General features: G+C 53.7%; 1 protein-coding gene. It reads left to right on the top strand.

Annotation, left to right across the window (positions count from 1 at the left end; translation table 11 throughout):
• Nucleotides 1-299, top strand: a 299-nt coding sequence (locus AUR66_RS18495; RefSeq protein WP_157533236.1) for an ABC transporter permease, incomplete at its 5' end; no start/stop codon positions are given.
• Between the last annotated feature and the right edge of the window lie 64 nt (nt 300-363).

The raw sequence follows: 363 nt of genomic DNA, 5'->3' as shown, positions 1-363 counted from the left end.
GAAACCTGGGTGCTAGCCGGTTCCAGACCTTCCGTAAGGTGACGTTACCGTTAATTCGGAGTGGCGTCGTCTCGGGGTTCCTTCTCGCGTTCATCCTCTCGTTTACCGACTCGGTCATCTCACTGTTCCTGTCGGGACAGAATACGACAACTCTCCCCGTGGAGATATTCACGTTCCTTCAGTACGAGTCGTCACCGTTGATTGCCGCGACTGCCACTATTCAGATTCTGCTGGTATTGGTGCTTGTGCTCATCATCGGTCGACTCGTTGGGTTCAAAGCAGTCACCGCTGACGTCTAAATCAGTTCTCCCCTCCCCATTCTTCGGTACATTCGCTGGCTGTCTAAACGGATCACTTCCCGGC

This window comes from Haloferax profundi, from assembly GCF_001469865.1.
In the GTDB taxonomy this organism is placed as follows: domain Archaea; phylum Halobacteriota; class Halobacteria; order Halobacteriales; family Haloferacaceae; genus Haloferax; species Haloferax profundi.
Note: the sequence above shows the minus strand (reverse complement) of the source record. Positions and strands in the feature narration are given on the sequence as shown.